Raw genomic sequence first — 26201 nt, forward strand, 5'->3', positions numbered from 1 at the left:
GAGGAACGGATTAATTTTCGGCTGCATTCAACGGGAAATCGCGCTTAACGTAGCAAAAAGTCCCCGAAGCCGGCCAAGCCGGACGTTCGGGGACTTGCAAATGCCCGGTCAGACCGCGCTTGCTCGCACTCTTCCGGCAAACTGGCTGTTGTAAAGCTCCGCGTAAAATCCGCCTTGCGCCAGCAGCTCTTCGTGCGTTCCCTGCTCGATGACGGTTCCCTTGTTCATGACGAGGATCAAGTCCGCGTCGCGAATCGTGGACAGCCGGTGGGCGATGACGAAGCTCGTTCGGCCGTTCATCAAATGGTTCATCGCCTTCTGAATGAGAACTTCCGTCCGCGTGTCGACGCTGCTCGTCGCTTCGTCGAGAATCAGAATCGACGGATCGGCCAAAATCGCCCGCGCGATCGTCAGCAGTTGCTTCTGTCCTTGCGAAATGTTGGAGGCTTCCTCGTTCAGCACCGTGTCATAGCCGTCCGGCAGCGTCCGGATGAAATGGTCCGCATGCGCGGCCGCGGCCGCCTCGACCACCTCGGCTTCGGTGGCGTTCTTCCGCCCGTACGCGATATTGTCGCGAATCGTTCCGTTAAACAGCCACGTGTCCTGCAGCACCATGCCGAACATGCCGCGCAAATCCGCCCGGGACAAGCGGGTAATGTCCGTCCCGTCGACCGTGATCGATCCGCCGTTCAGCTCGTAGAAGCGCATGATAGTGTAAAATCTCTGTGGGTGTAGGAATTGGAAAAAGCGGATATAGAAAAAGAGCTTCTCCCTTGGTAAAGTGATGTTTGCGCACAACACACCAAGAAGGAGGAAGCTCCTGTGAGCCACTTTACCACAACAATGCCGACGATGAAAGAGATTGAGCAATGGATTTTCCGGAAAATGCAGGAGGAATTCGCTCGTGCGATGAAGCAGGTACTGGAGGCGCTGGATCAGCAGATCCTGGAGCAACGGGACCGAGAGCGTTATCGAGTAAAGGACGAGCGTGAAACAAGCGTCAACACAGTGTTCGGGAATGTGCGCTTTAAGCGGAGATTGTACTGTGACCGTAGAAGCGGCAAACACGTGTATCTGCTGGATCAGCTGTTGCAATTCGAAGGGCGCGGGAAAGTCAGTCCGCATTTGGAAGAGACAGCAATCGCATTCGCAAGCCAAGGACCGTCGTACCGGGACAGCGCAAAGAGGCTGGAGCAGCTTTTGGGCTACAATGTGCTGAGCCACCAAGCGATCAGGGAAAAACTGATGGAGCGTGCGCAACAGCCGATGCCAGCGGTGAAACGGCGCGCTGCCCGCGTGCTGTTCGTGGAAGTGGATGGGCTGTACACGAAGCTGCAGCGGAGCAAAAAGCGCGGGATGGAGAACGCAATTGCAGTCGTACACGAAGGCTGGGAGAAGAACGGCAAGCGGGTACAGCTGAAGAACAAACAGCATTACCTGCATACGAGCGGCGGCGACTTCTGGGAAGGGTTCGGGGACTTTCTGGTGGAGCGTTACGAAATCGACGAGAACACGTGGCTTGTGGTGAACGGAGACGGCGCGGCGTGGATCGGGGAATGTACATCCTACTTTCACCAATGTCTGTACATGCTGGACCGCTTTCATGTGGCGCGTGATTTGAAACGCTTTGTTGGTCATTTGCCGCAGGTGTGGGAGACCGTGAGACGGTCTTTGGCCAAACAGGATGCAGCCGCGCTTATGGCGGTCCTGGAAGGCGTGTCGGAGCAAGAGATAGCGGAAGAGAACCGGAAGGATTGGAAGCCGTATAAAAGATTTCTAAAGCGGCATGAGAAGCATTTGGACGACTACCGAAAAACACTCCAGGCGAAGGGGATCGACACAAGCGGTATGCGCCCGATGGGAAGCGCGGAATCGCAGATGCGTATATTCGCCAAGCGGACGAAGCGTGGCGGGTACAGTTGGAGTGAGCGAGGCGTCAGGGCGATGCTGAGGACGATGATGAGGATTCAAGAAGCGGGCACGGTGGTAAGAACGGTTGAAGGACAAGCGAGTAAGCAGGCAACGCCGCAGCAGTCGATAAACATGCGGCAATTGCTCAAGAACGTGACGCAACCGGTCAAGGGTTGTATCGCTGGAATGATTCGCATGCTGCAAGGACCGAAGCAAAGCAGCACAACGGGTATGGCACTCAAAGCACTTCGCGGATAACGGCAAAAAATTCTGACAAATCACTTGTGTTTGATGAAAGAACGAAGCAAAGCGCTTACAAGGAAGAGGTTCCTTCGGGGTTCGCGTTCCAGGCATCTTAAATGACTGCCCACGCTAGCTTGACACTGACGAAGCGCATGAGCAGGTTGACCAGCGTCGTTTTGCCCGCGCCGGTCGGTCCGACGATCGCCACCGTCTGCCCGCTTTTGACGTCGATGTTCATATTTTCAATAAGCGGCTTATCCTCGCTGTAGCCGAAGCGGACGTCACGGAACGCCACGTTCCCTTTCGGCGCCGCGAGCCGGGCCGGAGCCGCCGCTTCCGCCGTCTCCTCCGGCTCGTCGAGCAGCTCGAACACCCGCTCCGCCGAAGCGATCGTCGATTGGATAATGTTCGCGATATTGGCCGTTTGCGTAATCGGCATCGTGAACTGTCTGGCATATTGGATGAAAGCTTGAATATCCCCGACGCTGATCGATCGTTGGATGACGAGGACGCCCCCGACGACGCAGATGAACACGTAGCCGATGTTGCCGATCAACGTCATGAGCGGCATGATGATTCCCGAAACGAATTGGGCTCTCCAGCTCGCTTCGTCCAGCTTGTCGTTCACTTCCTCGAAGCGGGCGATCGATTGGCGTTCGCGTCCGTATGCCTTGACGACCGCATGCCCGGTGTACATTTCTTCCACATGCCCGTTCAGCTCGCCCAAATGCGCCTGCTGGGCTTTGAAATACGTTTGCGACCGTTTCGCGATCATGCCGATGACAATGAAGCTCAACGGGAGCGTCAGGACAAGAATCAGCGTAAGAAGCGGACTGATCGTCAGCATCATGACGATGACGCCGACCAGCGTCACGATCGACGTGATCAGCTGCGTCAGGCTTTGCTGCAGCGTGTTGCTGATGTTGTCCACGTCGTTGACGACGCGGCTCAAAATATCGCCGTTCGTCCGCGAATCGTAAAATTTCAGCGGCAGCTTCTCCAGCTTTTCGTTCACGTCGTTGCGCAGCTTGTAAACCGTTTTTTGCGCCACTCCCGCCATCAAGTATTGCTGGAAAAAACCGAAAAGGGAGCTTACGACATACAAGCCCGCCAACGTCATGATGATGACCCAAATGCCTTGAAAGTCGATGCCGGATCCCGACATGAACCCTTCGAACAGCTTGTCGGTCGCCTGGCCCATAATTTTCGGACTTAAAATGGAAAAGACTGTGCTGATGATCGCCGTTACGAGTACGGCCAGCAGTTTGAAGCGGTGGGGCCGCAAATAGCCGACAAGACGCCTGAACGTCGCTTTGAAATTTTTCGGCTTCTGGACCGGAATCCCCGCCATGCCCGGCCCGCCGGGGCCGCCCGGGCCCGGCGGTCTCGGAGGCATTCCGGCTTGCGTCCGGTTCGGTTCCTTGCTCACGCGATCTCCTCCTCCGAAAGCTGCGACGATACGATTTCCCGGTAAACGTCGCTGCTTGCCATCAGTTCGCCGTGCGTGCCGATTCCGGCGATTTTCCCCTCATCCAGCACGATAATCCGGTCGGCGTCCATGACCGTGCTCACCCGCTGGGCGACGATGATGACCGTCGCGTCGGCCGTTTCGCCGCGCAGCGCCGCCCGCAGCTTGGCGTCCGTTTTGTAGTCGAGCGCCGAAAAGCTGTCGTCGAACAAGTAGACGTTCGGCTTGCGCACGAGCGCCCGGGCGATCGACAGCCGCTGCTTCTGCCCGCCGGACACGTTCGTGCCGCCCTGGGCGAGCGTCGAATCGAACCCTTCCGGCATCCCCGAGACGAAATCGAGCGCCTGCGCCACTTCGGCGGCCTTTCGAATTTCCTCGTCCGTCGCATCCTCTTTGCCGTAGCGAATATTGTCCGCGATCGTCCCGGTAAACAGAACCGCCTTCTGCGGAACGAGCGCGATCCGCTGCCGGAGCTGTTCCTGCGTCCAGTCGCGGACATCGATCCCGTCGACCCGGACGGAGCCGCTGTCGACGTCGTAGAACCGGGGGATGAGATGAATGAGCGTCGATTTCCCGGAGCCGGTGCCGCCGATAATGGCCGTCACCTCGCCCCGCTTCGCCGTAAACGTAAGGCCCTCGACGGCCGGCTGCTCGGCTCCCGGGTAGCTGAACGCGACGTTGTCGAACTCCACCGTTCCCCGTTCCGTCGGCGCGTTGGCCTTCTCCGACCGATTCGTGACGGTCGGCTCCATGTTCAGCACCTCGTCGATGCGAACGGCCGATGCCGAAGCCCGCGGCACCATGACGAACATCATGGAGAACATGAGCAGCGAGAACATGATTTGCATCGCGTATTGGATAAAAGCCATCAAGTCGCCGACGCCCATATCCCCGCTGCCGACGCGCAGGCCCCCGAACCAGACGATCGAAATCGACGAAAAATTCATGATCAGCATCATCAGCGGCATCATGACGGCCATGATCTGATTGACTTTGATCGCCGTATCCGTCAAGTCGCGATTCGCTTCCTTGAACCGTTCTTTCTCGTGTCCGGTCCGGTTGAAGGCGCGAATGACCCGGATGCCCGTCAACCCTTCGCGGAGCACGAGATTAAGCCGGTCGAGCTTCGTCTGAATCGCCTTGAAATAAGGCATGCCTTTGCGCGCGATCAGAAAAATCGCGAGCGCGAGCACCGGCAGCGCCACGAGCAGCACAAGCGTCAGCTTCGCGTCCTTCGACAGCGCCATGATGATTCCGCCGATGCACATCATCGGGGCCATCACCATCAGACGCAGCATCATCATCAGCACCTGCTGAACCTGGTTGATGTCGTTGGTCGTGCGGGTGATCAGCGAAGCCGTGCCGATTCTGTCGAACTCCTCCAGCGAGAAGTTTTCGACGTGCTTGAACACCTTGGCCCGGACGATCTTGCCGTAGCCCGACGAAATTTTCGCCGAAAAATAGCTCGCCATGATCGAAACGAACGTTCCGACAATCGTTACGGCCAGCATGAAGCCGCCCATCCGCCAAATGTAAGGCGTATTCTCCCCGACGACGCCGTTGTTGACGATGTCGGACATCAGGGTGGGCAAGTACAGCTCGCCCAACGACTGAAGCAATACGAGCGCCATGACGAGCGCGACGCCCCAACGGTAGGGCTTTAAAAACCGGAAAAGCTTTACCATCGATCGACCATCTCCAATGTCTTTTCCTTTTGACCGTTCATAGCGCAAACTATAGAACGCTATTGTGAACTGAATATGAACCGTGATTCGGGCGCGAGCGAAAGCTTACTTCAAAGCCCCGTGCAAAATAAGATCCGTCAACTGCTTCGACGTGACGACCGGAAGTCCGCTGTTCGAGCCTCCGGTGCGGCCGATCGACAGCACGATGGCGAGCACCGCGCTTGCCATTTCGGCGACCGGAAGGCGCAAGCGCGGTTCGTCCGGCTCCAAAATTTTGCACACGGAGGCGTGAATGACTTTATACCGTTCAAACCATCTTCGCTGCAGTTCTTCGGCTCGCGGCCCGGGAACCTTCGGACCGGACGGAGAAGCCAGACGGATCGCGTTCAGGATCGCCCCCGTTCTTTCCGAATGGTCCCGCATCGTTTCGATAAGCTTCGTCAAGCGCTCCTCCAAGCCGGCTTCCAGGTCGATTGCCTCCAATTCAATCGCGATATGCTCCGGTTTGGTCGCTTCTTCCAGGCTTGCCTCCAACACCTCTTGCTTGTCGGCGAAGGCCCGGAAGATAGTCGGCTCGCTGATCCCGGCGGCCCGGGCGATCTGCAGCGTCGTGACGCTCGGCCCTACCTCTTTCAGCAGCCGAAGCGTCGTTTGAACGATCATCGCTCTCCGGTCCTGGAGATTCATGCCTTTGGCCCGTTTGCGCGACGGTGGAGTATTGTTCGTATCCATGCGATCATTATAAATAGTGAGGACTCACTACGTCAATGGCATTTTTATATGGAAAAACAAATAGACTGCCCGAACATCGCGCTCCGTTCGGACAGTCTTTGATTCGCTACGCCGGCGCCCGCCGTCAGTTCAATACGCGATCGATCAGCCCGTAGCCCATCGCTTCTTCGGCGGTCATGTAATAATCGCGGTCCGTATCCTTCTCGATTTTTTCGAGCGGTTGGCCCGTTCTCCCGGAAAGGATCCTGTTCAGGCGGTCGCGCGTTTTGAGAATGTTCTCCGCGTGAATGGCGATGTCGGACGCCTGGCCGCGCACGCCGCCGCCGCTCACCCACGGCTGGTGAATCATCACTTCGGCGTTCGGCAGCGCGATGCGCTTGCCGTCCGCGCCCGCCGCCAGCAGCACGGCGCCGAACGATGCCGCCATCCCGACGCAGATCGTCGATACGGCCGGCTTGATATATTGCATCGTATCGTAGATGGCGAGGCCGGCCGTCGTGGATCCGCCGGGGCAATTGATGTACATATGGATGTCTTTGTCCGGATCCTCCGCCGCGAGAAACAGCAGTTGGGCGATGATCGCATTGGCCGTTTGGTCGTCGATCGCCGAGCCGAGAAACACAATGCGGTCCTTCAATAGCCGGGAGTAAATGTCATAGGACCGTTCTCCGCGGCTCGTTTGCTCGACGACGACTGGAATGTAACTCATGATCGGGCACCTCCTGAAATGAATTGGTCATTTGGGAAAAACCTTGGAACGGAACGGTCGCCAAACGGGCGGCCGGCTTAAGCCGCGCAGCGCAGTTCCGCGTTCGGGTGCGCGGGAAGCGGCTGCGCCCCCCCAAAGCCCGACGAGGCGATACGGATGACGACCGCTCCCTCCGGCAGGCCGGCGGAATCGGTCAGCGGCACGAGGCGAACGGTCGCCTCCCCGCTTGCCGGCGGTTCGCGCAGCGGGAGCGGAGCGCCGGCGTTTCCTTCGCCCCGCTTGCCGCCGCGGCCGTCCCGGCGCGTCTCCCATACGACGATCGGCCTTTCGCTTTTTTGTTTCGTTTCCTTTTCCTTGGCCGGACTGTTTTCACTCATCGCGTTCTCCTCCTTGTTTGACTTCCGGATAAACGGCCAATACGGCGCGAAAGGCTTCGCCCCCCGCATCCGGCGAAGCCGCCCGGTACCGCTCCGCCACTTCCCGCACCGCTTGCGCGTAATCGCGCAAAAACGCGGCCCTCGTCTTCTCGTCCGGAAGCGCCACTTCCGTCTCCAGCACCGCGCTCGGCACCTGCTCCCGCGAATCCGACGCCTCCATCAGCGCCATCGCGTCCCTGCGGATTCGCTCCGCCGCGTTGACGAGCTGCCTCAGCGCTCCCTGATCCTTCATCCGCCGCGTCAAATGCTCCGGCCAGCCGAACGTGTCGGGAATGACGTACGTGCGCGCGACGGCTTGGTACATGACCTCGATCAAATTGCGCACCTGCCTCGATCCGCTTCGGCGCACGAGCCCGACCTTTTCCAGCCCTTTCAGATGGTAGTTTACCTTTTGCGCCGATTCGCCGAGCTTGCGGCCGATTTCCGAAGCGGAGCCCGGCTCCTCGAGCAACCGCAACATTTCGGCCCGCAGCGGGTTGAGCAGCGCCAGCGCCTGCTCGGGCGTCTCCAACCGGTACACGTCCATGATCTCCTGGCTCTTCATTCGATTCACCTAAAAATTTATTTTTACGTAAACCAATTTTATTACGTGAAACTCTTCATGTCAAGCAATCCGGATGCCGAAAACGGCCCGATTTGTTCTCCGCCTCCCGCTGGCGTAAAATAGAAGTCGTGATCATCTTCGCGTAAGGAGGATACCGTCTTGCTGTTCATCGACAACGGCAACAGCCATGACCCCGCGTTTAACCTCGCTCTTGAGGAATATACGCTGCGGAAGCTGCCGGCCGAGCATGATTATTTGCTTTTCTATATTAACGAGCCGTCCATCATTATCGGCAAAAACCAGAACACGGCCGAAGAAGTGAACGCGGAATACGTCGAAAAGAACGGCATCCATGTCGTCCGCCGGCTCTCCGGAGGAGGGGCGGTCTACCACGATCTCGGCAATTTGAACTTCAGCTTCATCACCCGGGACGACGGGGATTCGTTCCACAACTTCCGCAAGTTCACCGCCCCGGTCGTCGCCGCCCTTCAGAAGCTCGGCGTCGAAGCCGAATTGTCCGGCCGCAACGACCTGCAGGTCGGCGAACGCAAAATTTCCGGAAACGCCCAGTTTTCCACCCGCGGCCGCATGTTCAGCCACGGCACGCTTTTGTTCGATTCCCGCATGGAAAACGTGGCCTCGGCCTTGAAGCCGAATCCGCTCAAATTCGAATCGAAAGCGACCAAGTCGGTGCGCAGCCGGGTCGCCAACATCGCCGAATTTTTGCCGGAGCCGATGACGATCGACCGGTTTAAGGAATTCCTGTTGACGTCCATTTTCGAAGGCCGGGAAGTTCGGCGCTACATATTGACCGAGGAAGACTGGGCCGGCGTCAAGGCGCTGGCCGACGAGCGTTACCGCAACTGGGATTGGAATTACGGCCTGTCCCCGGCATCCAACGTCCGCCAAATGAAACGGCTGGCCGCCGGCACGTTCGACGTCAGGTTGAACGTCGAGAAAGGCCTTATCGCCGAAGCATCCATCTACGGCGACTTTTTCGGGCGGGGAGAAGTGTCCGACGTGACGAGCAAGCTGATCGGCGTTCGCTACGAACGAGAGGCGATCGAAAAGGCGCTTGAAGGCGTGGACCTTGCCTTCTATTTCGGTCCTGTCGACCGGGAAGAATGGCTGGGCCTGCTTATATAAATAAGGCAAACCCCGATTGGAGGAACGAACAAATGAGTGGAAGCATTCAAGACACGATCGTACTGAACAATGGCGTGCGCATGCCCCGCCTGGGGCTCGGCGTATGGAAAGTAACCGAGCCGGGGGACGCGCGGCGCGCGATTCATGCCGCCGTGGAAACCGGCTACCGCAGCATCGACACGGCCCGCATTTACAATAACGAAAGCGACGTCGGCGAGGCGATCCGCACCTGCGGCATCTCCCGGGACGAGCTGTTTATTACCACCAAAATATGGAACGAGGATCAAGGCTACGACACGACGCTGGCCGCGTTCGAGCAAAGCCGCAAACGCCTCGGCATCGACACGGTCGATCTGCTGCTGATCCACTGGCCGGGCAAAGACAAATTCGTCGACACGTGGCGCGCGTTCGAGAAGCTGTACCGCGACGGCTATGTCCGCGCGATCGGCGTCAGCAATTTCCACGTTCATCACCTGGAGACGCTGCGCCAAGCGAGCGAGACGGTGCCCGCCGTCAACCAGGTGGAGTTCCATCCCCTTCTGACGCAAAAGGAATTGCTCGCCTACGCGAAGCAGAACGGCATCCAGCTCGAAGCCTGGAGTCCGCTCATGCAGGGCAATCTGGACCAGCCCGTCCTCGCGGAAATCGCGGCCAAATATGGCAAGACGCCGGCGCAAGTCGTGCTTCGCTGGGACTTGCAGCACGACGTCGTCACGATCCCGAAATCGATCACCCCGTCGAGGATCGCCGAGAACGCCGACATTTTCGATTTCGAGCTGAGCGCGGAGGACATGGAACGGATCGACGGCTTGAACCGGAACCGCCGCTTCGGCTCGAATCCGGACGAGTTTTTGTTCTAAAGCGAGTCAGGCGGTTTCTTGGCGGGGACCGGCGGTTTCTTGGCGGGGACCGGCGGTTTCTTGGCCGGGATCGGCGGATTGCCTGACGATATCAACCTTTAAAGTTTGGGTCTGTATAGGTAGGCGCGATAGCGAAGCTACAGTGGATTTTGTCCAATCTACACCGGCTTTTGCGCGAAAAGGGTCTGGCCTCGCTGGATTTTATCCAATCTGGCGAGGCCATTTCGTTCTTTTCGCCCGAAATGGCTGTTTTTCGTTGGATAAAATCCACTCTAGACCAAATAAGCATCGATTCTCGTTTCGTTGATGGGATGAAATCCAATATAAGCAGCCCATGCTGCCCAACGTTTACCCAACTGCGTGCGGCTGTGCGAGCATCACGGGTCAAAATGAGTAGTCACGACTCATCTGAACCGCTGCCAGTCGTGCGGAGGAGCTGAGATGGGTCATTTTTACTCAACTGCGCGCGGCTGTGCGAGCATCACGGGTCTAAATGAGTAGTCACGACTCATCTGAACCGCTGCCAGTCGTGCGGAGGAGCTGAGATGGGTCATTTTTACTCAACTGCGCGCGGCTGTGCGAGCATCACGGGTCTAAATGAGTAGTCACGACTCATCTGAACCGCTGCCAGTCGTGCGGAGGAGCTGAGATAAGTCATTTTTACTCAACTGCGTGCGGCTGGATACGGTTGGCGGGCCGAGATGAGCCGCCGCGACTCAACCGGGCGAGAGTATAGTAGAAAAAAGGCCCTTTTGCGGGGCCGTTAATTTAGTTCTCCTCCGACAACGGAAGCGAAAGCCCCGCCTTGACCATTGTGCTTCGCATCCGCTCGGGAAGCGGGGCGCGAAATTCCCTGCCGTCCGGCAGAACGATCCGCCAGGCGTGCAGAAGCTGGTGGTTCACCCCCGCAAACGGCCGCCCCCCGTATTTGACGTCGCCCAGCAGCGAGTGCCCGATGCTTTGCAGGTGGGCCCGAATCTGATGGGTGCGTCCGCTCACCAGCTCGATTTCCAGCAGCGTGCAGCCTTTGCCGTGCTGCAGCGCGCGATAATGCGTCGTGGCGCTCTTTTCCTGGGGGCCTTGCCGCGGTCCTTGCTGCGGGCCTTGCCTCGATCCTTGCTGCGGGCGTTGCTCCGCGCTTCCGCCCCCTGCCGCGCTTCCGATCGCGCCGTTGCCGCCGCCGTCCCCTTCCGGGCTTCCGCCGGCATCTCCGACGACGCGCGTCCGATTGCCCTTCTCGTCGCGGACGAGACTGCCGGTTAACGTTCCTTCGCCTTGCAGCCGGCCTTCGGCGATCGTCAAATAATATTTTTGCAGCTCGTGCTTCTGAATCCATTGGTTCAGCCGGTGCAGCATGCCCGCCGTTTTGCCGACGAGGACGAGACCGCTCGTGTTCCGGTCCAGACGGTTGGCCGTCGCCGGCATGAACAGCGCGCTGTCCAGCCCTCCCTTCCGGTACAAATACGCGTGCACGCGGTTGATGAGCGAATCCTTCTGGTCCGGACGGTCCGGGTGCGTAAGCACGCCCGCAGGCTTCGCAACGACCAGCAGCTCGTCGTCCTCGAAGACGACGTCGATGTTGGCGTTGACGCCGACGTATTTCGGCTTCGGCTGCCCGACGGAAGCTTCCTTGAATGACGCGTCTTCCATATAAAGCGTCAATTCGTCTCCAGCCGCGAGCTCGTAGTTTTGTTTTTTGCGTTTTCCGTTGATTTTGACCTTGCCCTGGTCGATCATTTTATAAATTTGACCCAACGGAATATTCGGCATGAGCTGCCGCAAGTAGCGGTGCAGCCGCTTGCCGCTTTCCGACGGGGATACCGTGCGCGTAATCATCGCCTCGTCAACACTCCCTGAACGTTGTCCCGCCATCGCGGCGGATCCTTTCAAGCGTAACAATCGGCGGCCGCAAGTTCAACCCCCTCGTCCAGACAACCGCAACAATTCATAGCGGCCGGCCCGGAAGCTCATCCTAACCGGGCAAAAAATCGCAATCCGTTCATTGACACCATATAATTGCACCATATATAATTGCTATAGCAACTAAATGACTGGGCAGGTGAAATCACGCATGACGCTTGACGACTCCATCGGTTTTATCATCAACCAGACCGGACGCCGGCTGACTCAACTGCTCTCTTTGCGGTTCGCTCCCTATGACGTGACGACCGAGCAATGGTCGGTGCTGGCCCGCCTCAACGAGCAGGAAGCGATCACCCAGAAAGAGCTTGCGTTCCGGGTCGGGAAGGACCAGACGAACGTCACTCGCATTCTGGATCAGTTGGAGCGCAAGAAGCTCGTCGTCCGGACGGCCAATCCCGAGGATCGCCGCTCCTTCCTGCCGCAAATTACGGACGAAGGGAAACGGCTGTACGAAGAACTGTGCCCGATCGAGCGGGAAACGGTCCGAATCGCGACCGCCGGACTTTCGCCCGGCGAATTGAACGAACTGAATCGCCTTCTCGGGCAGATCGAAACGAACACGAATAACCGGCTGCGTCAAATGAACGAAAGCTAGAAGAGGCGAAAAAATGAAGCAAAAATTATGGACGAAAGACTTTCTCAGCATCTGCTTTAGCAGCTTTTTTATTTTCATTACGTTTTATTCTCTTTCCGCAACCCTCCCGACGTTCGTTACCGACGAACTGGGCGGGGATCAGCAGCAGGCGGGCTGGGCGATGACCGCTTTCGTCATCGCCGCGGTTATCATGCGGCCGTTTGCCGGACGCTGGCTTGACGGTTCGAAGCGCCGTACGGTGCTCCTGCTGTCCATCGCGCTGTTCATGGCGTCGATGTTCGCCTATTCGGCCGTCGCCGGCTTCGGCCTCCTGCTGCTGCTCCGCTTTGTCCACGGCCTCAGCTTCGGCGTCGCCACCACGGGCAACGGAGCCGTCGCGATCGAGCTCGTGCCCAAAGAACGAAAAGGGGAAGGGATGGGCTATTACACGCTGGCGATGAATTTGGCGATGGTGCTCGGTCCGTTTCTCGGCTTGCTGATCGTCGAGCACAGCGGGTACAATCTTTTGTTCGTCGTCTTTTCCGTCCTGGCCGCGCTCGGGATGGTTCTCGGCTTCGTCGCCAACATTCCGAAGCCCCGGCCCGCGCCCGCGGGGCCGCTCCCGCCTTTTCCAAATGGCATTGGAGAAGCTTCGTCGAGCCGAAAGCCATTCCGATCGCGATAACGTCCATGCTGATGGCGTTTGCCTATGCCGGCATTCTGACGTTCGTGCCGGTATATGCCAAAGAGATCGGCATGAGCTCCGTCGCCAGCTATTACTTTGTCGTCTACGCGGTGATGATCGTCCTCTCCCGTCCTTTTACCGGCAAATTGTTCGATAAAATCAGCACGCATTATCTTGTCTATCCGACGATTTTGCTGTATGCGGTCGGTCTTGTCGTCCTGTCGGCGGCGAATAATCCGTTTGTTTTTCTGCTGTCCGCCGCTTTAATCGGACTCGGCTTCGGCACGATGGCGCCGATCCTGCAAACAATCGCCGTTCAAGCGTCCCCGGCCCACCGGACGGCGATGGCCACCGGCACCTATTTTATTTTCTTCGACGGCGGCGTCGGCATCGGGTCCGTCGTTTTGGGAAGCATCGCCGCTTCGGCCGGCAACAGGAGAATGTATCTGGCGTCCGCGGCGGTCGTAGCTTGCGGCGCTCTCGTCTATTATTTCCTGACTCACCGCAAAGCCCGCCTTGCCGACCGGACGAACCGTCCGGCGAAAGGGTGAACCGCGGCGGATCGCATACGGCAAGCGGGGTTCCGGCTTTTATCGTGCGGGAGCCCCGCTTGCTATATTTCCGCTCCCGATCATGATACAATCGGTACGATCGGGAATGCTTCAATGCAGGGAGGCGACGGATCGTGGACTGGTTTCAATCGATCGCGAACGAACGCATTATCGAAGCCCAAAGAAAGGGCGAATTCGACGATTTGCCGGGCAAGGGAAAGCCCCTCCCCCGGACGAGCTCGCTTCGGTGCCGGAAGAGCTCCGCATGGGGTTCCGGCTGCTCAAAAACGCGGGCGCGCTTCCGCCGGAAATGGAGCTGCGCAAGGAGATGGTTACGCTCGAAGACCTGCTCCGGTGCTGCCGCGACGATAACGAGCGCGCCGAGCTGCGCGGCCGGCTTGCCGAAAAGCGGTTCCGCTACCGGATGATGATGGAGCAGCGCGGCTGGAGCGGAATCGGAGCGTTCGGCGAGTACGAGGACCGCATCGAGCGGAAGCTTGCGGGCGAAGCCGAACCGGCCGAGGCGCGAAATTTCGAGCCGAAATCGGAAAAGCAGCCAAAAAAATAGGCGGATTTCCCCCCGAAAAGGGGGTTAACTTTTGGTCTAAATGTGTTATAATGAAAGCGCTACCAAGCACACTTTCTGAAGGGGGTCTTGGAAAGATGGACGTAGCTATGAGCAGGTACGAGGTCATCGAGCCCAAAAGGGACACGCTCTACTTCCGGGTCGGTTCGCACGGTCTCATCAGCTTTCACGGACGCAATTACAATATAAAGAAGCGAATGTCCTCGGAACAGCGCAACGAATTGATGCGGGATGCCGATTTTCTCCGCGTCGGTTCCGACTGTTACGTGAATTTGAATAAAATTTCGACGATCGCGGACGATTACTTGTATTTCGGCGACCAAGGCGCCGGCTGCAAACGCTTGCCCGTTTCCAAACGCAAGCAGCAGATCATCCGCCAGCTGCTCCGCGAACGTTCCTCCCGGCCGCTCCCCCTTTAACGGGTTCCGCATCCCCTTCCGTCTCCGCTTCGGCGGCGCGGAAGGGGATTTTCGTTTTCCTTCGTTTGCACGCCCGCCCGTATCGGAGTATATTCAAGTTAACGACAGGAAGAGAGGTATACGCCTATGTTGTATCGCCATTTGGGACAAAGCGGCCTGAAGGTTTCCGCGCTCGGGCTGGGCACGAACGCGTTCGGCAAGCGCGCCGATCGGAGCGCCTCCGTGCGGATCGTCCGCGAATCGCTCGATCGCGGCATGAATTTTATCGACACGGCCAACATTTACGCGGGAACCGCATCCGAAAGCATCATCGGCGAAGCGCTGGAAGGCCGGAGATCCGAAGCCGTGCTTGCCACGAAGGCGGGCCTTGTGTTCGGGCCCGGCCCGAACGACCGCGGCTCCTCCCGCTTTCATCTGATGCGGCAGCTCGAGGAAAGCCTGAAGCGGCTCCGGACCGATTATGTCGACCTTTATCAGATCCATACGTTCGATCCGGCCACTCCGCTCGAGGAAACTTTGCGGACGCTCGACGACATGGTCCGTTCCGGCAAAGTCCGCTATATCGGCGCCTCCAACTATGCGGCCTGGGAATTGATGAAGGCGGTCGGCATCAGCGACCGGCTCGGACTGAACCGCTTCGTTTCGGTACAGACCAGCTATTCGCTCGCCGACCGCACGCCCGAACGCGAGCTGGTGCCGCTCTCTCTCGATCAGGGCATCGGCATCATCCCTTACTTTCCGCTCGCGGGCGGCATACTCACCGGCAAATACGAGGGCGACAATCCGAAGCCGGCCGGTTCGCGGGCCGATACGGATCCGAGCTTCGGCCGCTTTTTCAAAGACGACGGCAGATTGGAACTCGGCCAAAAGGTCGCCCGGCTCGCCGAAGAAGCGGGCGTTACGCCCGGCGCGCTCTCGATCGCCTGGCTGATGCGCCGGCCGGCCGTCTCCACCGTCATCGTCGGGGCGACGCGAACCGAACAGCTGCTGGAAAACTTGCAAAGCGTTTCCCTGGAGCTGCCGGACGACGTTGCGGGCAAGCTGGACGAAATGAGCGATCCGTACCGCAACGGCGAACCGTTCGCCGTCTATCGCCTGCCGAATTAACGGGAGGCATCGGGATAACCGGAGCTGCGCGTGGCTGGCGGCTCCGGTTTTTCGTTTTCGGTCCCGGGAACGGCCCCTGCTTCGCAAGAAAAATCAAACGGAACCGTCCGTTCGGGTGCTAAGCTTGGTTCAAGCGAAAGGCAGGTGAAAAAAAGAAAAACCGATGATCTACAACGATCACGCGGAGGCGATCGGACGCGCGCTCCGATACGTGGAAGCGAATTTGCAGGAAGACCTCCGCCTGGACGAACTGGCAAGCCGATCCGCTTTTTCGCCTTATCACTTTCATCGGCTTTTTCAGCAGCACGTCGGCATGACGCCGGCCGAATACGTGCGCAAACGAAGGCTCGCAAGCGCGGCGGGCGAGCTTTTGACGACGGGCCGGCGCATTTTGGAAATCGCGCTCGATTATCGGTTCGATTCCCAGGAGACGTTCACGCGCGCATTCAAGAAACAGTACCGAATGACCCCGGGCAGGTACCGGACCTACGTCATGGCCATTATGGAACAAACAAACCGGAAAGGGGAAACCCGAATGAACGAAACGACCGCAACCGATTTTGCACAGGAACCGAAAGGGTGGATCATGAGCGGAAGCCACCCTGCGAGCTATGAAATGGGCATCGACCGCAAATCCGCGCACCAGGGACAAGCGTCGGGGTATTTGCAATCCCGCGGCGAATCGGCCGACGGCTTCGGCACGATGATGCAAATGTTCAAGGCGGATGCGTATCGCGCCAAGCGGCTCCGGCTGTCCGGCTTCCTCATGACCGAAAACGTCGCCGGGTGGTGCGGCCTGTGGATGCGGATCGACGGCAAGGATCAGGAGATGCTGGGCTTCGACAACATGGGCAATCGCCCCATCAAAGGAACGACGGCCTGGACCCATTGCTCCGTCGTGCTCGACGTGCCGCGCGACAGCGTGGCGATCGCCTTCGGCATCCTTTTGTGCGGGCCGGGAAAAGCGTGGGCGGATACGCTCCGCTTCGACGTCGTCGACGAGTCGGTGCCGACGACGGGCGCGTCCGAAGAGGAAGAGCTGCCGGACGAGCCGGTCAATTTGAATTTCGAATAACCGCCGCCGGAAAGGCAAAGGCTCGCCCCGCGGACAGACGGTTCTGTCGGCAAGGCGAGCCTTGTTCGTTCAAGTGCCGGTATAAACGAGTCCGATGACGATCGTGACGGTCACGATGCTGAATAACGTGGAAAAAAAGACGGCCTGCGAAGAAAACTCCTTCTCGTTGTCGAACTCGACCGCAAGCAGAACGCTGCTTAGCGAGGTCGGGACGGCTGACGACACGATGAGCGCGGATGCGGTCAGCGCGTCCAGCCCGAGCGGCAGCGTAATCAGCCAGGCCAACGCCGGGCCGGCCGCCAGCCGGAGCAGCGCGGACAAGCCGACATCGAGCGCAAGCGTTCGTTGAAACGACCACTTCATGCTGCCCAGTTGGACGCCGAGCGTAAGCAGCGCCGTGCCGATGAACGCGTCGGCCAAATAGCCGACCGAGGTGTCGACAAAGCCGGGCAGCGGCACCTGGAAGCCGCGCAGCGCGAGCGCGACCGGAATGACGTAAATGACCGGCATGCCGATAATGATTTTGACGATTTTCCGCCAGTCCGCCTTGTGCGCGTTGACGTTGTAGATGCCGTACGTATTCGGCACAAGCGACTGCACGACCATGACCAAAATCTGAATCGCCAGCGTATGCGGATTGCCCGCGAACGCGAGCTGGTTGATCGGAATGCCGTAATTCGCGCTGTTGTAGAACAGGACGCTGTTGCGCATCGCGCTCCTCATGCCGCCTTTGTGCCCTCGAAGCCGCACGACGATCTCGACGAGCGCGTACTGGGCGGCGAAAAACAGGAAACAAAACAGCATGACGGTTCCGAACAGACGCGTCGAGATTTCCGTCGTATACAGCAGTTGAAACATGACCCCGGGGAAAATACGTAAAAATTCAGCTTCGACAACGTCCGGATATCGAGCGAGAACAAGCGCTGCATGACCGCTCCGATCAAAATCATGATCGACAGCGGCAAAACGTTGTTCCACAGAATCGTGAAAAAAAGAGTCATCGTCTCTCCTTACAAAATTGGCGATAGCAGCCGCGTCACCGATTCGCGAATTTTATGCAGGCGCGGCCTGTTCAAGTGTTCCTCCTCCGTCAGTTCGCGGCAAAACGCCATATCCTCCTCGAACGTCCGCTTCAGCTGTTCCGCCACGCCCCGATCGAATATAAACGCGTTCGATTCGAAGTTAAGCTTAAAGCTGCGGATATCGAAATTGGCCGTCCCCACCGTCGCCGCCTTGCCGTCGATGACGAGCGCTTTGGCATGCAAAAAACCTTTGCCGTACAGCAGGCAGTGCACCCCGAGCGAAAGCAAATCGCCGAGGTAGGACCGGCTTGCCCAGTACACCATTTTGTGATCGGGCTCGGCCGGAATCATGATCTTCACGTCCACGCCGGACAGGGCGGCGAGACGGATGGCGTTCAGCAGGCTTTCGTCGGGAATGAAATACGGCGTTTGAATCCAGACGGACTCCTTGGCGAGATGGATCATCCGGATATAGCCGTTTTTGATTTGTTCCATCTCCTGGTCCGGACCGCTCGACACGATCTGCATGCCGACTTCCCCGTCTCCGGTGAAATTAGGAAAATAAGGATCTCCCTCGAACATCCGTCCCGAAGCCAGGTTCCAGTCGAGCAAAAATTGCGATTGCATCTGTTTGACGGCGGAGCCCTGCAAGCGCAAGTGCGTGTCGCGCCAAAAGCCGTATCTCGCCACCAGGCCCAAATATTCGTCGCCGACGTTGATTCCGCCGATATATCCGACCTTCCCGTCGATAATCGCCATTTTGCGGTGATTGCGGTAATTGACCCGGAAGTTCAAATATGGGATGCGAGACGGGAAAAAAGCCGCAACCTCTCCGCCCGCCCTTTCCAGCGGCTCGAAAAAACGGGAGTGCAGCCGGTGACTGCCGACCGGATCGTACAAGAAGCGAACGGCCACGCCTTCGGCCGCCTTGCGGGCCAGGCAATCGAGCAGCTTGCGCCCGATTCCGTCGTCGTGCACGATGTAGTACATCAAATGGATGTGATGCTTCGCGGTTTCCAGCTCGCCCAGCAGCGCCTCGAATTTGGACGTGCCTTCGGTAAAAATCCGGACGTCGTTGTCCTGCGTGTAGAGCGACATCGCGCTGGAAAGGTTCATATAAATGAGATCGTCGTACTCGGCCGCCGTTTCATCGTTGTATACCAGCTTGTGCTGCCGGAACTGCTTCCGCTGGCGTTCGATAATGCCGCGGAAGCGCTCCTCGGTTTCTTTTTTGATTTTGTACATTTTCAGCCGGCTCAAATTTTGGCCGAACAGCAGGTATAGCGGAAACCCGACGACGGGCAAAAAAAGCAAAACCATCAGCCATGCCCAAGTAACCCCGACATTGCGCCGCTCGAAAAAAATGACGCCGATCGCAAGAATGAGGTTGGCAAGCAAAACGATATAGGAAATGTTTTGCGTAATGGAAGAAAGCGACATAGATGAAACCTCTGCGGGTTATTTTTGCTTGCCCTGCTCCGTCGTTAAGCCAAATCCTCGATTTTGCCCGCGATCGGCGTCCTTTCCTTGGCCGGCGGCGTCTCGGAGGGATAGCCGATGCCGAACATGCCGATGACGTCGTCCCCTTCCGCCACGCCGAGAATGCCCCGGCCGCGCGGCGATGCGCCGATCGACGACCAGAACACGCCGGCTCCGGCGTCGTGCGCGGCGAGCAGGAAGTTTTGCACGAAGCAGGCCGTCGCCATGACGTGCTCGTCGCGGTCCATCGGCGTCGGCGCCCCTTTGGAGATGACGGCGATCACGATCGGCGCGTCGTTGAAGTTCGTCTTGTGATTGATTTCCGCGCGGGTCTTGGGCCCGACGAATTTGATTTCCCACGGTTCGGTCATCCGATGGTTCGGCGCGTAGCTTGCCGCCTCCAGCCAGCTAACGACCAGCTCCCGATCCAGCGGTTCGGGCTTGAAGCTTTTGATATTTCTTCGCGTCTTGATGGCTTCCAGTGTTTGCATGACGGCGAAACTCTCCTCTTTTCGTAATTGAAGGCGGGCAATCGGCTGCTCAGGCGTCGGGCAGCGGCTCGGGGAACACGGCCCCAAGGTCGATCGACAGGCACGGAATCGCGGCGGAAACGAGCGTATCGCTTTCGGTCAGCGTTCCCGTAAAGCGATAGGTCCGATCCTCCGGCACGAACCGGTCGACCGTCCGGTACGTCGGGTCGGCGAGCCAGTATTCCTGATGCGGGTACTTGGGCGAAGATAGAAAATCATAGCGGACGCCGCCGATAATTTCAAAGCGTTCGTCCCGGAAATCTGCCATGACGCCACCTCGACCGCTTCATAATGCTTCCATTATAGCATATCGGAACGAGTGGGAGCCTCGCCCGTCGCAATTTGTCGGGAGGCGGTCTTACGGTTCGTTCCCGAAACCAAGTTTGGCCCCGAGCAACCCGACGGATAGGACTTGGACAAACAGGCCGGACCGTTAGGAAGCCGCCGAAAAGGGAATCAATGAGAATAAGTTTCGCATAAAACGCTTGCCCGCGAGCCTTCCCGTATGTAAAATCTACAAGGATAATGCAACTTCATGGCGAAAAACTGGAGGCTTCAACGAATGAAACGTACGATCGGGGTTCATGAAAGACCGCCTGCGGGCCAGAGCCTGATGCTCAGCTTGCAGCACTTGTTCGCGATGTTCGGTTCGACGGTGCTCGTCCCGACCTATCTTGGCGTCGATCCGGCCGTTTGCCTGCTGATGAACGGGATCGGCACGCTTTTGTATTTGTGGGTTTGCCAGGGGAAAATTCCGGCCTACCTCGGCTCAAGCTTCGCCTTTCTCGCGCCGGCCGGAGCGGTTATCGGCTCGCATGCCTCGCTCGAAGCGGGCTATGCGGCGGCGCTGGGCGGCTTTATCGCAGCCGGCGTCGTGTTTACGCTGATCGCCCTGATCGTGCAGGTAGCCGGCACCGGCTGGATCAACGTCGTGTTCCCGCCCGCCGCGATGGGCGCCATCATCGTCGTCATCGGCCTCGAGCTCATTCCGACCGCGGCGGGCATGGCCGGCTGGATCGCGAACGGAAGCGCCGACTGGAAGCCCGATTCCGATTCGATCATCCTGTCCGTCGCGACGCTGCTCGTCACGGTGCTCGGCTCCGTGCTGTTCCGCGGCTTTTTCCGCATCATTCCGATTTTGATCGGCATTGTCGCCGGTTACGTGCTCGCTTACCTGATGGGCGAAACGAAGATGGACGCCGTCGCGGCCGCTTCCTGGTTCGACACGCCGACCTTCACGATGCCGACTCTCGAATGGACCGCGATTTTGACGATCGTTCCGGCGGCTCTCGTCGTCGTGGCCGAGCATATCGGGCATTTGATCGTGACGGGCAACATCGTCGACAAGGATTTGTCCAAGGACCCGGGTCTCCACCGCTCCATGCTGGGCAACGGCATTTCGACGATGATATCCGGCTTTGTCGGCTCCACGCCGAACACGACGTACGGGGAAAACATCGGCGTGCTGGCGATCACCCGCGTCTACTCCACGTTCGTCATCGGGGGCGCTGCGATCATCGCGATCGCGCTGTCGTTCCTCGGCAAATTTTCCGCGCTCATCGCCAACATTCCGGTGCCGGTCATGGGCGGCGTTTCCTTGCTGCTGTTCGGCGTCATCGCCGCGTCCGGCTTCCGGATGCTCGTCGAGTCCAAGGTGGACTACAGCAAGCCGACGAACCTGTTTTTGACGACCGTCGTCCTTGTCACGGGGCTGAGCGGCGTCAAAATCACGGCCGGCGATTTCTCCCTTTCCGGCATGGCGCTGGCCACCGTCGTCGCCATCCTGCTCAGCCTGCTGTTCAAAGTGTTCGAAATCGCCCGGCTGTCCAACGACGAGGAAGCTTCCGGCGGCCATTGACGCGCGCAGCATAACCATTTCGAGGTGAATCCGCATGTTCGTCGGAATTTCCGCCAGGCAGACGCAGGCAAGCGAGAGCGCGATCAAGCAGAAGCGCCGAACGAAAATCAAGCAGGTCGCCGAGAGGCTGTTCATCCGGCAAGGGATCCACGAAACGTCGATGCAGCAGATTGCCGATGAGCTGGGCATGGGCCGAAGGACGATTTACCATTACTACAATACGAAAGAGGAAATCGCCATCGACATCCAGCAGGATTTTCTCGGGCGGCTTCAGGCGGTGGACGGGCTGGACGACGTCTTGCAAACGCCCAAGGCCGGATTCGGGAAAACGGAAGCGATGCTGGAGCTCGTGCTCGACCACTATTTGCGGCACATTTCGGAAATCGAATACTTGAACGAATTCGACCGCGTCTTCAAAAACGCCGAAAGCTACGAGTTCACGACGCCCGAGCTCGAGCAATACGGAGTGTACCGTTTACTGCATGCGGCGCTGAATGCCGGCATCGCGGACGGAAGCATCCGGCCGATGACGGAGCGGGAGGTGAGCGGCACGATTTTGACGATTAACCACGCCCTGTTCGCTCTCATTACCCGAATCGTCGGCAGACGGGAAATTTTCAAGCAAACGTACGATTACGATTTGAAGGATATCCGCATGCTCGTCAACCTGATCGCATACGGATTAAAAAACGGATAGCATTTTGGCGCAACGTGTGCAATTTATAATTGACACATGTTGTGCCATTTTTGTATATTGAAATCGGATACAGGTTTGATTTCATGATGAGATGCGGAGGTTGAACGATGGACATCGAAGCTTTGATCGGCAACATGACGGCGGAGGAAAAAATCCGCCTGCTCGCCGGCGCCTCTTTCTGGAGCACGAACGCGATCGAAAGGCTCGGCATTCCTTCTATCGTGCTGACGGACGGCCCGCACGGCTTGCGCCTCAGCGCTTCCGACGAGACCGGGGACATTTTATCGAACACGAAGCCGGCGACGGCGTTTCCGATCGAGGCGGCCATGGCGGCGACATGGAACGAAGAGCTGATCGGGGAAGCGGGACGGACGATGGCCGAGGAGTGTCAGCACTACGGCGTCGGCATTTTGCTCGGGCCGGGCGTCAACGGCAAGCGCTCTCCGCTCGGCGGACGCAATTTCGAATATTATTCGGAAGATCCCTATTTGAGCGGCCGCATGGGTGCCGCCTTCGTCAAAGGCGTGCAGTCCGGCGGCGTCGGGACGTCCGTCAAGCACTTTGTCGCGAACGAGCAGGAAACGAACCGGATGGTCGTCAGCACCGAAGCGGACGAACGCACGCTGCGGGAACTGTACCTGCTGCCGTTCGAGATGATCGTCAAGGAAGCGAAGCCGTGGACGATCATGTGCTCTTACAACAAATTGAACGGCACGCAAATGGCGAATAACGACGAATATTTGAACGGAATCCTGAAAAACGAGTGGGGCTTCGAAGGTCTCGTCATGTCCGACTGGGGCGCCGTCGGCGACAAAGTCGCTTCGGTCCGGTACGGCCTCGACCTCGAGATGCCGGGTCCCGGGGCGCGGGACGCCGAAGTGCTGGAGGCGTATCGGAACGGCCTCGTTACGGACGAGCAGCTTGACGATCACGTGCGCCGCGTGCTGGGCGTCATTCGCCAAGCGATCGAAGCGAGGCGCGACGTGCCGGCGCTCGAGACGGAGAAGCATCACGAGCTCGCCCGCGAGGTTGCCGAGGAAGCGATCGTCCTGCTCAAAAACGACGGCGGCCTGCTGCCGCTCCGAAAGCGGGCGAACGTCGCCGTGCTCGGGCGGTTCGCCGAAATGCCCAGGTTTCAAGGGGCGGCAGCTCCCATATGAATCCGGCCAAGCTCGATATCCCGCTTGACGCGTTGTCCGCCTTCGCGAATACGGTCTACGGCGCGGGCTACAGGGACGAATCGATCGACGAGGAGCTGATCGAGGAAGCGAAGGAGCTGGCGAAGGGCAAGGACGCCGTCATCGTGTTCGTCGGCACCACGGAAAAAATCGAAAGCGAAGGCTACGACCGCGCGGATCTGAATTTGCCGGCCAGCCACTTGCGCCTGATCGAAGCGGCAGCCGGCGTCAACCCGAACGTCGTCGTCGTCAACCATAGCGGCTCCGCGATCGACGTCGGCCCGTTCGAAAGCCTGGCGAGGGCGATCGTGCACGCATGGCTCCCTGGCCAGGCGGGAGGCTCCGCGATCGCGAACGTGCTGTTCGGCGAAACGAACCCGTCCGGCAAGCTGACCGAAACGTTTCCGCTCGCGCTGGAGCACAATCCGTCGTACCTGAGTTTCCCGGGCAATATTCGCAAGGTTCATTATAACGAGGGCATCTTTGTCGGTTACCGTTATTACGATGCGAAGAAGCTGGACGTCCGGTATCCGTTCGGCTACGGCCTCAGCTACTCGCGCTTCGACTATTCGCGCCTCGAGCTTTCCGCGGCCGATCTGAGGAACGGCGAGCTTCTGCGGGTCAAGTTCGACGTGACGAACCGGGGAGACCGTGCCGGCAAAGAAATCGCCCAGGTGTACGTAAGGGACGTTTTGTCTTCCGTCGCCAAACCCGAGAAAGAGCTGAAAGGCTTCGCCAAAGTGGAGCTGGCGCCGGGAGAGACGAAAACGGTGGAAATCGAGCTGGACGAACGCGCTTTTGCCCACTATTGCGAGCATCTCGGCCGCTTCGCCGTCGAATCCGGCGATTTCGCGATTCTCGTCGGCGCGTCCTCCCGCGACATCCGGTTGTCCGCGCAGGTCGCGTTCCGGTCGGAAGACGATATTCGCGAGCCGCTGACGGCCGATCACAGCCTGAAGGAATGGCTGGAGGACGAACGCTATTCCGCCCGGATCAAGCAAGCGTTCGCGGGCATGAACTTGAACGACGACAGCCCGATTTTCCCGATTTTGCTCGGCATGCCCCTCCAAAAACTGGAGATCATGATGCCGAATCTGAAGGCGTTCGTCTCCGAGCTTTCGGAGAGATAAGGCCTGATCGCCTGCAGCCTGCGTTCCCGGGTGCGTTCCCGGGACGACGGCACTCCTCTTTCGAAATCGAGTAGGAGGAGGCGCCTAGCCTCCGTCCTCTCACACCACCGTACATGCGGGTCCGCATACGGCGGTTCCAAAAGGTTAACAAAGTGCTAAATAACGAGTAAGCAAACTTTTCAGCCCTTTCGCTTCCCAGTAGGAAGTCGGGAGGGCATTATTTGTGTTTCGAGACATTTCCCAAGCACCGCGTCTGGAGTTAGCCATGACAAAACACGCCCATTCTGGGACGCCGAGTGCTCGAAGCTCACGGATTCGAGTACGTACACGTTTCCATTGCTTCCATAAGCACATACGCAGTCTGCGGCGAGTCCACTGGTCGAGTTTCTCGCAGTGTCCCTTTGCCGATGCTAGTCGGAAATAGCCAATCCAGCCGATGAGATAGCGGTTTAATTGCATAATCCGCTTTTCCATAGACATCGACCGCGAACGGTTCGTCAGCTCTCGTACCTTCTCTTTAAACCGCGAAATGGTCTGTGGGGCTAACCGAATCGTCGCCTTTTTATCCCACAGGAAACTGAATCCGAGGAACTTACGGTTCCAAGGACGATCTACTGCGCTTTTCTCTCGATTCACTTTCAGTTTTAGCTTTCCTTCTACGAAGCGCGTTACCGACTCCATGACGCGTTCGCCTGCACGTTTACTGGCAACGAAAATATTGCAGTCGTCCGCATAGCGGACAAATCGCAATCCTCGTTTTGTTAGCTCTTTGTCCAAGTCGTCCAGTAGAATGTTCGCTAAAAGCGGGCTCAGAGGTCCCCCTTGCGGCGTTCCCTCTCCCGTCTTTTCGAACACCCCATTCGCCATAACCCCAGCATTAAGATAGGCGCGAATGAGCTTTAGGACACGCTTGTCCGTCACTTTCCTTGCTACTCTTGCCATGAGCATGTCGTGGTTGACTCGGTCAAAGAACTTCGCTAAGTCCATGTCTACCACCCATCGAAAACCTTCCTGGATGTAGTGCTGAGCTTGCTTTACCGCGTCATGCGCTCGCTTTCCGGGGCGAAAGCCGTAGCTACGCCTCGAGAAGTCCGCATCGAAGATCGGATTCATCACTTGTAGAAGGGCTTGTTGAAGAAAGCGGTCCATCACGGTCGGGATGCCAAGCAGCCTCACGCCGCCTCCGGGCTTGGGGATTTCCACTCGTTTGACCGGCATGGGTCTGTAGGTTCCCGCGAGGAGTTCGGTTTTCACCGTTTCCCAGTGTGTTTTCAGGTAAGCTTGTAGATTCGCTACCGTTACACTGTCCACACCGGGCGCCCCTCCGTTCTGCACCACTCGCTTGTAGGCGAGCCTAAGGTTATCTCCTTTGAGCATTCGTTCTAACAAGTCGTTATTCGCTTCGCGAGAGGAAGGGGCGACTTGTGCCGTCGTAGAACTCGGCGCTTCGGCATACCCTGACGGCTTCACCGCTTCTCTTTGCCGCAAGCTCTCTTGCGAGATATTCTGCTGTCTTTGCTCCTCGTGCGAACGCATCGGTTTCCTCTCTCCTTTCGGTTCAGCCCTTCCGGTTTCCGGCGTCCCGTACTCCCGTACTATGGCCTCTGCTGACTCCTGCGGATTCAGCACAGCCTTCCGACTGTGGTTACGAA

24 protein-coding genes and 4 pseudogenes are annotated in these 26201 nt (G+C 58.3%); 15 read left to right on the forward strand and 13 right to left on the reverse strand.

Translation table 11 applies throughout. The features are described 5' to 3' along the window. Positions 1 to 108: 108 nt before the first annotated feature. Positions 109 to 711 (reverse strand): annotated as a pseudogene (locus tag JW799_RS25670) (ABC transporter ATP-binding protein); the annotation flags it as partial. Between the two features lie 111 nt (positions 712 to 822). Between JW799_RS25670 and JW799_RS25675 the strand changes: the two are divergent. Next, positions 823 to 2169 (forward strand): ISLre2-like element ISTco1 family transposase, encoded by a 1347-nt coding sequence (locus JW799_RS25675; protein WP_080836672.1) that lies wholly within the window; start codon positions 823 to 825, stop codon positions 2167 to 2169. Between the two features lie 130 nt (positions 2170 to 2299). Here JW799_RS25675 and JW799_RS25680 read toward each other — a convergent pair. The 6 genes and pseudogenes from JW799_RS25680 to JW799_RS25705 all read right to left on the reverse strand — a co-directional run. After that, positions 2300 to 3550: pseudogene (locus JW799_RS25680) on the reverse strand (ABC transporter permease); the annotation flags it as partial. Between the two features lie 29 nt (positions 3551 to 3579). Next, on the reverse strand, positions 3580 to 5307 hold the full coding sequence (locus JW799_RS25685; RefSeq protein ID WP_205432329.1) for an ABC transporter ATP-binding protein: 1728 nt from the start codon (positions 5305 to 5307) through the stop codon (positions 3580 to 3582). 105 nt (positions 5308 to 5412) lie between these two features. Next, complete coding sequence (locus JW799_RS25690) at positions 5413 to 5970, reverse strand: TetR/AcrR family transcriptional regulator (RefSeq protein WP_176220836.1); 558 nt, start codon at positions 5968 to 5970, stop codon at positions 5413 to 5415. Positions 5971 to 6163: 193 nt separating this feature from the next. After that, positions 6164 to 6748, reverse strand: a complete 585-nt coding sequence (gene clpP / locus JW799_RS25695; protein ID WP_205432331.1) for an ATP-dependent Clp endopeptidase proteolytic subunit ClpP — start codon at positions 6746 to 6748, stop codon at positions 6164 to 6166. Positions 6749 to 6825: 77 nt separating this feature from the next. Continuing rightward, positions 6826 to 7125 (reverse strand): hypothetical protein, encoded by a 300-nt coding sequence (locus JW799_RS25700; protein WP_080838132.1) that lies wholly within the window; start codon positions 7123 to 7125, stop codon positions 6826 to 6828. Continuing rightward, positions 7118 to 7729: an ArsR/SmtB family transcription factor gene (locus JW799_RS25705; protein ID WP_080838130.1), complete on the reverse strand. Its 612-nt coding sequence runs from the start codon at positions 7727 to 7729 to the stop codon at positions 7118 to 7120. The genes JW799_RS25700 and JW799_RS25705 overlap by 8 nt, the downstream gene beginning before the upstream one ends. 159 nt (positions 7730 to 7888) lie before the next feature. Here JW799_RS25705 and JW799_RS25710 point away from each other — a divergent pair, with 159 nt between their 5' ends. Together JW799_RS25710 and JW799_RS25715 are read left to right on the forward strand one after the other, a co-directional pair. Then, a complete protein-coding gene (locus JW799_RS25710; protein ID WP_080838127.1) occupies positions 7889 to 8875 on the forward strand; it encodes a lipoate--protein ligase in 987 nt (328 codons plus the stop codon). A 32-nt stretch (positions 8876 to 8907) separates the two neighbouring features. Further along, positions 8908 to 9735 (forward strand): aldo/keto reductase, encoded by an 828-nt coding sequence (locus JW799_RS25715; protein ID WP_080838124.1) that lies wholly within the window; start codon positions 8908 to 8910, stop codon positions 9733 to 9735. Between the two features lie 768 nt (positions 9736 to 10503). Here JW799_RS25715 and JW799_RS25720 read toward each other — a convergent pair. Next, positions 10504 to 11571, reverse strand: coding sequence for an RluA family pseudouridine synthase (locus JW799_RS25720; RefSeq protein WP_205432333.1), 1068 nt, complete (start codon positions 11569 to 11571; stop codon positions 10504 to 10506). Between the two features lie 235 nt (positions 11572 to 11806). Here JW799_RS25720 and JW799_RS25725 point away from each other — a divergent pair, with 235 nt between their 5' ends. The 8 genes and pseudogenes from JW799_RS25725 to JW799_RS25755 all read left to right on the forward strand — a co-directional run bounded on the left by JW799_RS25725 (position 11807) and on the right by JW799_RS25755 (position 16655). Further along, positions 11807 to 12253 (forward strand): MarR family winged helix-turn-helix transcriptional regulator, encoded by a 447-nt coding sequence (locus JW799_RS25725; RefSeq protein ID WP_176220834.1) that lies wholly within the window; start codon positions 11807 to 11809, stop codon positions 12251 to 12253. A 13-nt stretch (positions 12254 to 12266) separates the two neighbouring features. Next, entirely contained in the window at positions 12267 to 12917 is a 651-nt protein-coding gene (locus JW799_RS25730) for an MFS transporter (RefSeq protein WP_205432335.1), read from the forward strand. Then, positions 12881 to 13045: pseudogene (locus JW799_RS29835) on the forward strand (MFS transporter); the annotation flags it as partial. The gene JW799_RS25730 and the pseudogene JW799_RS29835, both read left to right, overlap by 37 nt. Next, positions 13031 to 13468 (forward strand): MFS transporter, encoded by a 438-nt coding sequence (locus JW799_RS25735; RefSeq protein ID WP_338026371.1) that lies wholly within the window; start codon positions 13031 to 13033, stop codon positions 13466 to 13468. The pseudogene JW799_RS29835 and the gene JW799_RS25735, both read left to right, overlap by 15 nt. A gap of 106 nt (positions 13469 to 13574) precedes the next feature. Further along, complete coding sequence (locus JW799_RS25740; RefSeq protein ID WP_240353405.1) at positions 13575 to 14036, forward strand: DnaJ family domain-containing protein; 462 nt, start codon at positions 13575 to 13577, stop codon at positions 14034 to 14036. A gap of 95 nt (positions 14037 to 14131) precedes the next feature. Continuing rightward, positions 14132 to 14473 carry a LytTR family transcriptional regulator DNA-binding domain-containing protein gene (locus JW799_RS25745; protein ID WP_205432337.1) on the forward strand — a complete coding sequence of 114 codons (342 nt, stop codon included), beginning with the start codon at positions 14132 to 14134 and terminating at the stop codon, positions 14471 to 14473. Positions 14474 to 14599: 126 nt separating this feature from the next. Then, on the forward strand, positions 14600 to 15580 hold the full coding sequence (locus JW799_RS25750) for an aldo/keto reductase (RefSeq protein WP_205432339.1): 981 nt from the start codon (positions 14600 to 14602) through the stop codon (positions 15578 to 15580). Positions 15581 to 15743: 163 nt separating this feature from the next. Further along, positions 15744 to 16655 carry a helix-turn-helix domain-containing protein gene (locus tag JW799_RS25755; RefSeq protein ID WP_205432341.1) on the forward strand — a complete coding sequence of 304 codons (912 nt, stop codon included), beginning with the start codon at positions 15744 to 15746 and terminating at the stop codon, positions 16653 to 16655. 69 nt (positions 16656 to 16724) lie between these two features. Here the strand turns inward: JW799_RS25755 and JW799_RS25760 are convergent. The 4 genes and pseudogenes from JW799_RS25760 to JW799_RS25775 all read right to left on the reverse strand — a co-directional run bounded on the left by JW799_RS25760 (position 16725) and on the right by JW799_RS25775 (position 19954). After that, positions 16725 to 17656: pseudogene (locus tag JW799_RS25760) on the reverse strand (AEC family transporter). Positions 17657 to 17665: 9 nt separating this feature from the next. After that, a complete protein-coding gene (gene cls / locus JW799_RS25765) occupies positions 17666 to 19117 on the reverse strand; it encodes a cardiolipin synthase (RefSeq protein WP_205432344.1) in 1452 nt (483 codons plus the stop codon). A gap of 44 nt (positions 19118 to 19161) precedes the next feature. Further along, entirely contained in the window at positions 19162 to 19647 is a 486-nt protein-coding gene (locus JW799_RS25770; RefSeq protein WP_205432347.1) for a nitroreductase family protein, read from the reverse strand. A 49-nt stretch (positions 19648 to 19696) separates the two neighbouring features. Beyond that, positions 19697 to 19954, reverse strand: coding sequence for a PDDEXK family nuclease (locus JW799_RS25775; protein WP_205432349.1), 258 nt, complete (start codon positions 19952 to 19954; stop codon positions 19697 to 19699). A gap of 294 nt (positions 19955 to 20248) precedes the next feature. On the opposite strand from JW799_RS25775, the gene uraA reads away from it, so the two are divergent. The 4 genes from uraA to JW799_RS25795 all read left to right on the forward strand — a co-directional run bounded on the left by uraA (position 20249) and on the right by JW799_RS25795 (position 24549). Further along, positions 20249 to 21544: a uracil permease gene (uraA, locus tag JW799_RS25780; RefSeq protein WP_205432351.1), complete on the forward strand. Its 1296-nt coding sequence runs from the start codon at positions 20249 to 20251 to the stop codon at positions 21542 to 21544. 34 nt (positions 21545 to 21578) lie between these two features. After that, entirely contained in the window at positions 21579 to 22241 is a 663-nt protein-coding gene (locus JW799_RS25785) for a TetR/AcrR family transcriptional regulator (RefSeq protein WP_205432353.1), read from the forward strand. A 107-nt stretch (positions 22242 to 22348) separates the two neighbouring features. Continuing rightward, positions 22349 to 23401: a glycoside hydrolase family 3 protein gene (locus JW799_RS25790; RefSeq protein ID WP_205432356.1), complete on the forward strand. Its 1053-nt coding sequence runs from the start codon at positions 22349 to 22351 to the stop codon at positions 23399 to 23401. Next, the gene (locus tag JW799_RS25795) at positions 23398 to 24549 is read left to right on the forward strand and encodes a glycoside hydrolase family 3 C-terminal domain-containing protein (protein ID WP_205432358.1); all 1152 of its coding nucleotides are present in this window, start codon (positions 23398 to 23400) and stop codon (positions 24547 to 24549) included. The genes JW799_RS25790 and JW799_RS25795 overlap by 4 nt, the downstream gene beginning before the upstream one ends. Positions 24550 to 24693: 144 nt before the next feature. Here JW799_RS25795 and ltrA read toward each other — a convergent pair whose 3' ends face one another. Further along, positions 24694 to 26085 (reverse strand): group II intron reverse transcriptase/maturase, encoded by a 1392-nt coding sequence (gene ltrA / locus JW799_RS25800; protein WP_205432360.1) that lies wholly within the window; start codon positions 26083 to 26085, stop codon positions 24694 to 24696. Between the last annotated feature and the right edge of the window lie 116 nt (positions 26086 to 26201).

Source organism: Cohnella algarum (assembly GCF_016937515.1).
GTDB lineage: Bacteria > Bacillota > Bacilli > Paenibacillales > Paenibacillaceae > Cohnella > Cohnella algarum.